4 protein-coding genes are annotated in these 7,220 nt (G+C 44.3%); 2 read left to right on the top strand and 2 right to left on the bottom strand.

Features of this window, described 5'->3' with window-relative positions; all coding sequences use genetic code 11:
* Entirely contained in the window at positions 1-1,635 is a 1,635-nt protein-coding gene (locus AB0756_RS16405; protein ID WP_038075024.1) for an alpha-D-glucose phosphate-specific phosphoglucomutase, read from the top strand.
* A 57-nt stretch (positions 1,636-1,692) separates the two neighbouring features.
* On the opposite strand, the gene AB0756_RS16410 is transcribed toward AB0756_RS16405, so the two are convergent.
* Both AB0756_RS16410 and AB0756_RS16415 read right to left on the bottom strand, forming a co-directional pair.
* Positions 1,693-4,332, bottom strand: coding sequence for an EAL domain-containing protein (locus tag AB0756_RS16410; RefSeq protein WP_038075026.1), 2,640 nt, complete (start codon positions 4,330-4,332; stop codon positions 1,693-1,695).
* A gap of 669 nt (positions 4,333-5,001) precedes the next feature.
* Positions 5,002-5,373 carry a zinc ribbon domain-containing protein gene (locus tag AB0756_RS16415; protein WP_050046155.1) on the bottom strand — a complete coding sequence of 124 codons (372 nt, stop codon included), beginning with the start codon at positions 5,371-5,373 and terminating at the stop codon, positions 5,002-5,004.
* Positions 5,374-5,734: 361 nt separating this feature from the next.
* On the opposite strand from AB0756_RS16415, the gene AB0756_RS16420 reads away from it, so the two are divergent.
* A partial coding sequence (locus tag AB0756_RS16420) for a FecR domain-containing protein (RefSeq protein WP_408103997.1) occupies positions 5,735-7,220 on the top strand: 1,486 nt, incomplete at its 3' end.

Genomic DNA, 7,220 nt, shown 5'->3' on the forward strand with positions numbered 1-7,220 from the left:
ATGGTTATTAAAACAGCACCCACTCAGCCGTTTACCGACCAGAAACCAGGTACATCTGGGTTGCGAAAGAAAGTAACTGTCTTTCAAAAGCCTCATTACTTGGAAAACTTTGTTCAATCCATATTTGATAGTCTGCAAGGATATCAAGGTCAAACTCTGGTTTTAGGTGGCGATGGTCGCTACTACAATCGTCAGGCAATTCAAACCATACTCAAAATGGCATCCGCCAATGGTTTTGGGAGAGTGATGGTCGGTCAAGGCGGTATTCTTTCTACCCCGGCTACCTCTGCTATTATTCGGAAGTATGGCACTTTTGGCGGGATTATTCTCTCTGCAAGCCACAACCCCGGCGGACCAGAAGGGGATTTTGGCATAAAGTATAACATTGATAATGGCGGTCCTGCACCGGAAAAGGTCACAGAAGCTATCTATGCTCGTACTAAAGAGATCGATAGTTATAAAATTTTGGAAGCTTCTGATGTAGATATTGATACATTAGGAGAAACAAAATTAGGTGAAATGGTGGTGCAGGTGATTGATTCTGTAACAGATTATACAGAATTAATGCAGTCTTTATTTGATTTTGACCGCATCCGGGCGCTAATAACTAACGGGCAATTCCGGATGTGTGTGGACTCACTCCACGCAGTTACGGGTCCCTATGCTCACAAGATTTTTGAGGAGCATTTGGGCGCACCAAAAGGAACAGTGCAGAATGGCAAGCCTTTGGAAGATTTTGGCGGCGGACACCCAGACCCTAACTTAGTCTACGCTCACGATCTAGTGGAAATCCTGTTTGGAGACAATGCTCCTGATTTCGGTGCAGCATCAGATGGAGATGGCGATCGCAACATGATTCTCGGTCGCAACTTCTTTGTGACTCCTAGCGATAGCCTAGCAATACTCGCAGCAAATGCTAAATTAGTTCCAGGGTATAGTTCCGGTCTTGCTGGAATTGCCCGTTCTATGCCTACAAGTCAAGCACCAGATAAGGTGGCAAAACATCTCGGCATAGATTGCTATGAAACGCCAACGGGTTGGAAATTCTTTGGCAACTTGCTAGATGCAGGTCGAGCCACCTTGTGTGGAGAAGAAAGTTTTGGTACCGGTTCCAACCACATTCGCGAAAAAGATGGGTTGTGGGCGGTTTTGTTCTGGCTGAATATTTTAGCAGTTCGCCAACAGTCAGTTGAGGAGATTGTCAAAGAACACTGGAGAATCTACGGTCGCAATTACTACTCGCGCCATGATTATGAAGAAGTGGATAGCGATCGCGCCAACACGCTCATAACCAATTTGCGTTCTAGCGTACCAAACCTCAAAGGAAAGCGTTTTGGTGCTTATGAAGTAGAATACGGAGACGACTTCAGCTATACAGATCCAATCGATGGCAGTGTCAGCCAGAAGCAGGGCGTTCGCATTGGCTTCACCGATGGTTCGCGGATTGTCTTCCGTCTCTCTGGAACGGGTACGCAGGGAGCAACCTTAAGGGTTTATCTAGAAAGTTACGAATCAAACTTAGCAAAACAGAACCTAGATCCCCAAGAAGCTCTAGCAGAGTTGATTGCTATAGCGGATGAAATTGCCCAAATCCGTACTTTGACAGGAATGGACAAGCCAACTGTGATTACTTGATGAACTCGGGAGAAGGGAGACAAGGAGGACTTTCTTCCATGTCTCCCCCTCTTGTCCCTAACCCGTAACCCCATTCCGCAAAATTTCTGTCACTTTTTGAGCTGAAAGGGGTCGGTAGAACAAGAATCCCTGTACATCCTCACAGTGGACAGATTTCAAAAACTCTAGTTCCTCTTCTTTTTCTACTCCTTCGGCGGTTAATCTCAAGCCCAGATTGCGTCCCAAAGTGACTATTGCCCTAATAATATGAGTGACTTTAACATCTGTTGTTAAATTTTTCACGAAAGAACCATCAATTTTAAGGTTGTGAAGTGGTAAGAGTTGCAGGCGGGAGAGAGAGGAATGACCCGTACCAAAATCATCTATGGAAAGATGAACTCCCATTTCCTCTAGTTTCTGTAGCACGTTCCTAGTGAAATCAATATCTTCAATGGCGGTCGATTCAGTAATCTCTAACTCTAAAAATTGTGCCTCTAGTTCCGTCTGTTTTAAGATCGTCGCTACTGTTTCTACCAATTGAGGCTGACGGAATTGTTTGAGGGAAAGATTCACTGCCATGGTGACGGGAGGTAAGCCCGCCTCTTGCCAAATTTTATTCTGCTGGCAAGCTGTCCGCAAAACCCATTCTCCAATGGGGATGATTAATCCACTTTCTTCAGCAAGGGGAATGAAGACATTAGGCGCGACCAATCCCATTTCTGGGTGCTGCCACCTTATCAAAGCTTCCATTCCTGTAATCTTCCCTGTTAAGATATTAACTCGCGGTTGGTAGTATACTACTAGTTCTTTCCGTTCTAAGGCATGGCGCAAGCTTTTCTCTAAAGTAAGAACATTAGGCGTTTTAGCGCCCAAACAAGCAGCGTAAAATTGGTGATTGTTTCTTCCGAGTTCTTTTGCTTTATACAAAGCTGCATCTGCGTGTTTTACCAAAGTTTCAGCATCGGGGCTGTCTTTATTCAGTAAGGCGATACCAATACTGCCACTGATGTATAGTTCATTGCCGTCAAGCTCGAAAGGGTTTTCTAGAGCTTGCAGGATTCTCCGGGCGACTAGTACAACTTCATCAATAGAGCGAATTCGGGGTAGTAAAATGATGAATTCGTCTCCTCCCCAACGAGCAACTGTGTCTCCTGCTCTTAAGGACTCTCTGAGTCTCTGAGCAACACCAATTAAAAGTCGATCTCCTAGTGTGTGTCCTAAAGAATCATTGATAGTTTTAAAACGATCTAAATCAAGGAACATCACAGCTAAACTTTCGCCAATCCGCGATGCATTGGGTAGAGTTTTGGAAAGTATCTCGTCAAAAAGCAAGCGATTTGGCAAACCAGTTAACATATCGTGCAGTGCTTGGTAGCGAATTTTTTCTTCTACTTGCTGGCGGAGTTTTGCTGCACTAATACTGGCTGCCATTGTTAAGAGAGCAGATTCTTCATGCTTTGACCAGTAACGATCGCAGCTACAGTCTGCTAATCCAAGAAAACCCCAAAATTTGTCTTCTAGTCGCAGGGGTACTAGAAGCAAAGATTGAATGCCACTTTGAACGAGGTGTTCTTGTTCGGTTTCGGGAAATTCTTTTGTCAATCCCGAAATAGATTGTCCGCTAGAAAGAGCTTCATACCAGCGATACAGCCCGCAACTATCGTAAGGCAGATTTTGCCACTGAGAGCGAAAAGAGTCAAAGTTGGAATGCGTCCATTCAAACTGCAAACTCACAGCTATTTCCTGAGTTTGCGGATGCAAATGGTTCTCGAATAAGAAAATCCGATCCACTTTAGCGGCTTCACCTAATGTAGCTAAAGCTTTGTCAATAGATATTTCATAGTTTAATTCTGCTAGCAAATAATTGGTACCTTCTGCAACGGCTTGCAATAAGCGATCGCGCTGGCGCAATTCTGCCTCTGCTTGTTTTTGCTCGGTAATATCTCTAGTAATGAAAGTTCTAATAAGATCGCTTTCAGGTAAGTAGTGAATAGATTGTTCAAAAACTTCTCCGTTCACTTCTACCTCCCGAACAAAAGATTTCCCCTTCCAGTTTTGGACCATAGCAGAAAGCCCTGCGGCGATCGGATGATTGTTTTGACTGTCTCTGAGATTGGGAAATTTAGAAGCAGCCGCTGGATTGAGATAAGTTATCTTGCCTTGTAAATCGGTCTCAATAATCGGATTGGGATTCAGTTCGGGAAAAGATGCCAAACGGGCTAAAGCCACCTCGGTCGCTTCTTCAAGGATTTGATTGGAAGAACCAATTACGGTTTCAAAAGGATTTGCAGAACTTGTTTGCTCTGATATGAGTTTATAGATATCCTTTTCTTCACAGTACTCAGAGAATGCTTCTTCAGATAAGTTAGAAACTACGTAGTACTTAGCTTGAGCTTGATTGCTACCAAACTCAATAACATCGCCGTGTTGAAGATCGTGCGAAAAACATTTTGTGCCATTTACAAACAGACCGTTAGTACTCCGCTTTCCCTTAAAACTGCCATCAATAATCCGAAAACAATACTGGTCAGTTTGTGGAACAGTGACTCGCAAGAGTATAGCGTGTTGTCTGGAAACCGACCGAGAACTAAGAACAATAGCGTTTCTTAAATCCCGCCCAAGAGAATATGTTGCCTCCTTTAGGGGGATAGTGCGCTGTCCTTTCAGATCGTTAAGAATCAAAAGGTGGCGTATTTTTTCCCTCTCATGTTTTGGCATTGGTCTTCCTTAGATTCCCACGTCTTTTCTTGAGATGAAGAATACTGTTTGAAGAAGTTTTGACATACATTTGGTGCTATTGCCTTGAAAAGCTACTTCAGTCTGCTTTATTACCGTATATAAAGGGCATTTTCGAGCGTTATTCGATGCAACTCATTCGTCTGTCTGGCACGAGGATGCGCGATCGACGAATCAAATTACTTCGAGGAGAGTTTTAGCCACGGTCAACTTCAACGAATCAGGTCGCTGTTGAGTTGGCTATTCTGTAATGCTGCACTCTGGTTGGCTCTTAAATACCTAGGATAAAAGTAAACACCTAATATATCACACTGTATATTTGCTGAATTTTTCAGCAAAGAAAGAAAAGAAGAAAAATTTGTGAGCGCTCATCGCCCAACCGGACAAATCAACACCTCTTATCACCTCCTGTGATTTGGGGTTTGGGGGAGATGGGGGGCTCGTACATAGTAATCATTTTGTGACATATCATGGTTGGCGATCGGCGATCGGTGAAAAATGACAAACAATCAATAAGAAATGACAAATAGCAACTGAAAAACGATCCGTTACGTATGGAATATAATTTTCTAAATTTATTTACAGAAAAAGGGGTTCATTACTGAAATTCCCTACTTATAAGAACGGGAAGGAACCGATCGCCGATCGCTGTTAAGACCTAGATAATACAATAAGAAAACAAATAAACAATAAAGCCAGCAACAGTAGGAAAGCTTGATTGCGTCTCACCCAATTTTGAACGGTGGTACCAAAACTGTTAGATTGCTTCTGCTGCTCCAACTCTAATTGCCTTTCATTTATATTTTGGTAGAGAATGCACTCTTGAGCGTAAGGACGCTGGGGATAAGTGCAGCTGTCATCAGTATTGTACGTACAAGTGTCGCAGAGATACTGCCCCCCAGTGGCGCGGTGCAGGGGAATCCCTGGATGTCCGTAAGCTTTTAACTCGACGCGACAATGGGGACAAGTGACAGATTGGGAGTTAACAGGTTGATGGCAACGGGGACAAGTTGTAGTTTCCAAAACCGATACCTAAATGTAGCCTAAGTTTTTATTTTATCAGGCAGCAAGGAAGAGGGTAGAGGGCAGCCCTCAGCCCTCGGTTTTTATGCATTCTTCATAAAAAACCCGTAATTCTCCTGAAGTTTTATTTTTGGCAACTAAAGATAATTTGACTTGGGGTGCAAAGTTAGTAAGTAATCGCTAGTACAGGTCGGTGAAAATAGACAAGACGTTATGTGACCGAGACTTATGCAACCTCAACGGTATTTTGAGAATTGCACGCGTTGCAGATCTCCCCATCCCCAATTTATCGCAGGGTCATGCGTAAGTTTCAATGTCAACCTACCTCACATTATGACCACCGATCGATAAGAAATGACCAATGACAAATGCCCGAGGCTGCAAACTTATGTTCCGCAAGTTGTTGCTACTGCTAGTAATGAGTTTATGGGGAAGTGTTGTTTTACCCTTACCACAGAAGGCAAGTGCTGTGACTCCTCTGACACTGGCTGTTATTCAGGAATTTCGGAATTTAGTGCAACTCATGCCACAAAACAAGCCGAAGCGAAAGGCACGCAAGTTAGATGCCATGATTCCTGGAGATGGCTTGTCTACTGGTAGGGCTGCTTTGGCAGAATTGCGCTTCAATGACGGTTCCATAGCGCGAATCGGACAGCAAGCTATCTTTCAGTTCGTACCACAAACACGAAACTTAAAACTTTCAAACGGGACGGCATTACTGCTGATTCCACCCGGACAAGGGCAAACAAGGGTAAATACACCAAATGCTGCTGCCGCAATTCGCGGTTCTGCACTGTTTGTACGCTACGATCCACAAACAGACACCACAATTGTGGGTGCATTAACAAATAGCGGTATTCAAGTTCAGAACAAGAAGGCTTCTCAAAATCAAAAGCTGAAAGCTGGGCAACTCATAGTTATAGTTAAAGAGAGGTTTCAGGGTTTATACGATTTTGACCTAAGAACTTTTTATGAAACAAGCAATTTAGTTCGGGGGCTAAATTTAACTCTTAAAAATGGTGTACCGAGCTTAGATCCTTCACTTGCTAGCATTCAAGCAGAAACGGCGGAGGCAGTCGCAACACAGCAGCCATTAACGGGTGCGGGTGTCATTGAAAATCCTCCTATCTTAACAACAACGACTTCTTCTGGTGATACCTCGACTCGTCATAACAGCGATCGCATTGACAACAATGTGATGAGAGATCGTTCTCCAATCGAGAACTTCCCAGACACAGGACAAGTTGTTTCAAATACTGGTAAACGGAGCAATTCTCAACCGGGTACTCAACCCGGTAACAACAATCCTGGCAATAATCCGGGGAACGGTAATCCCGGTAATGGCAACCCAGGAAATGACAAACCTGTTGGCAATCCAGGGAACGGTAATCCCGGTAATGGCAACCCAGGAAATGACAAACCTGTTGGCAATCCAGGGAACGAGAACCCAGGAAACGGTAATCCCGGTAATGGCAATCCAGGTAATGACAAACCTGTTGGCAATCCAGGGAATGAGAACCCAGGAAACGGTAATCCCGGTAATGGCAATCCAGGCAATGGCAATCCAGGTAATGACAAACCTGTTGGCAATCCAGGGAACGAGAACCCAGGGAACGGCAATCCCGGTAATGGCAATCCAGGCAATGACAAACCCGTAGGCAATCCCGGTAACGAAAACCCAGGGAACGGCAATCCAGGCAATGGCAATCCAGGTAATGACAAACCTGTTGGCAATCCCGGTAACGAAAACCCAGGGAACGGTAATCCGGGCAATGGTAATCCGGGCAATGGTAATCCAGGCAATGACAAACCCGTAGGCAATCCCGGTAACGAGAACCCAGGAAACG

The sequence above is a fragment of the Tolypothrix campylonemoides VB511288_2 genome, from assembly GCF_045999855.1.
GTDB classification, from domain to species: Bacteria; Cyanobacteriota; Cyanobacteriia; order Cyanobacteriales; family Nostocaceae; genus Scytonema; species Scytonema bouteillei_A.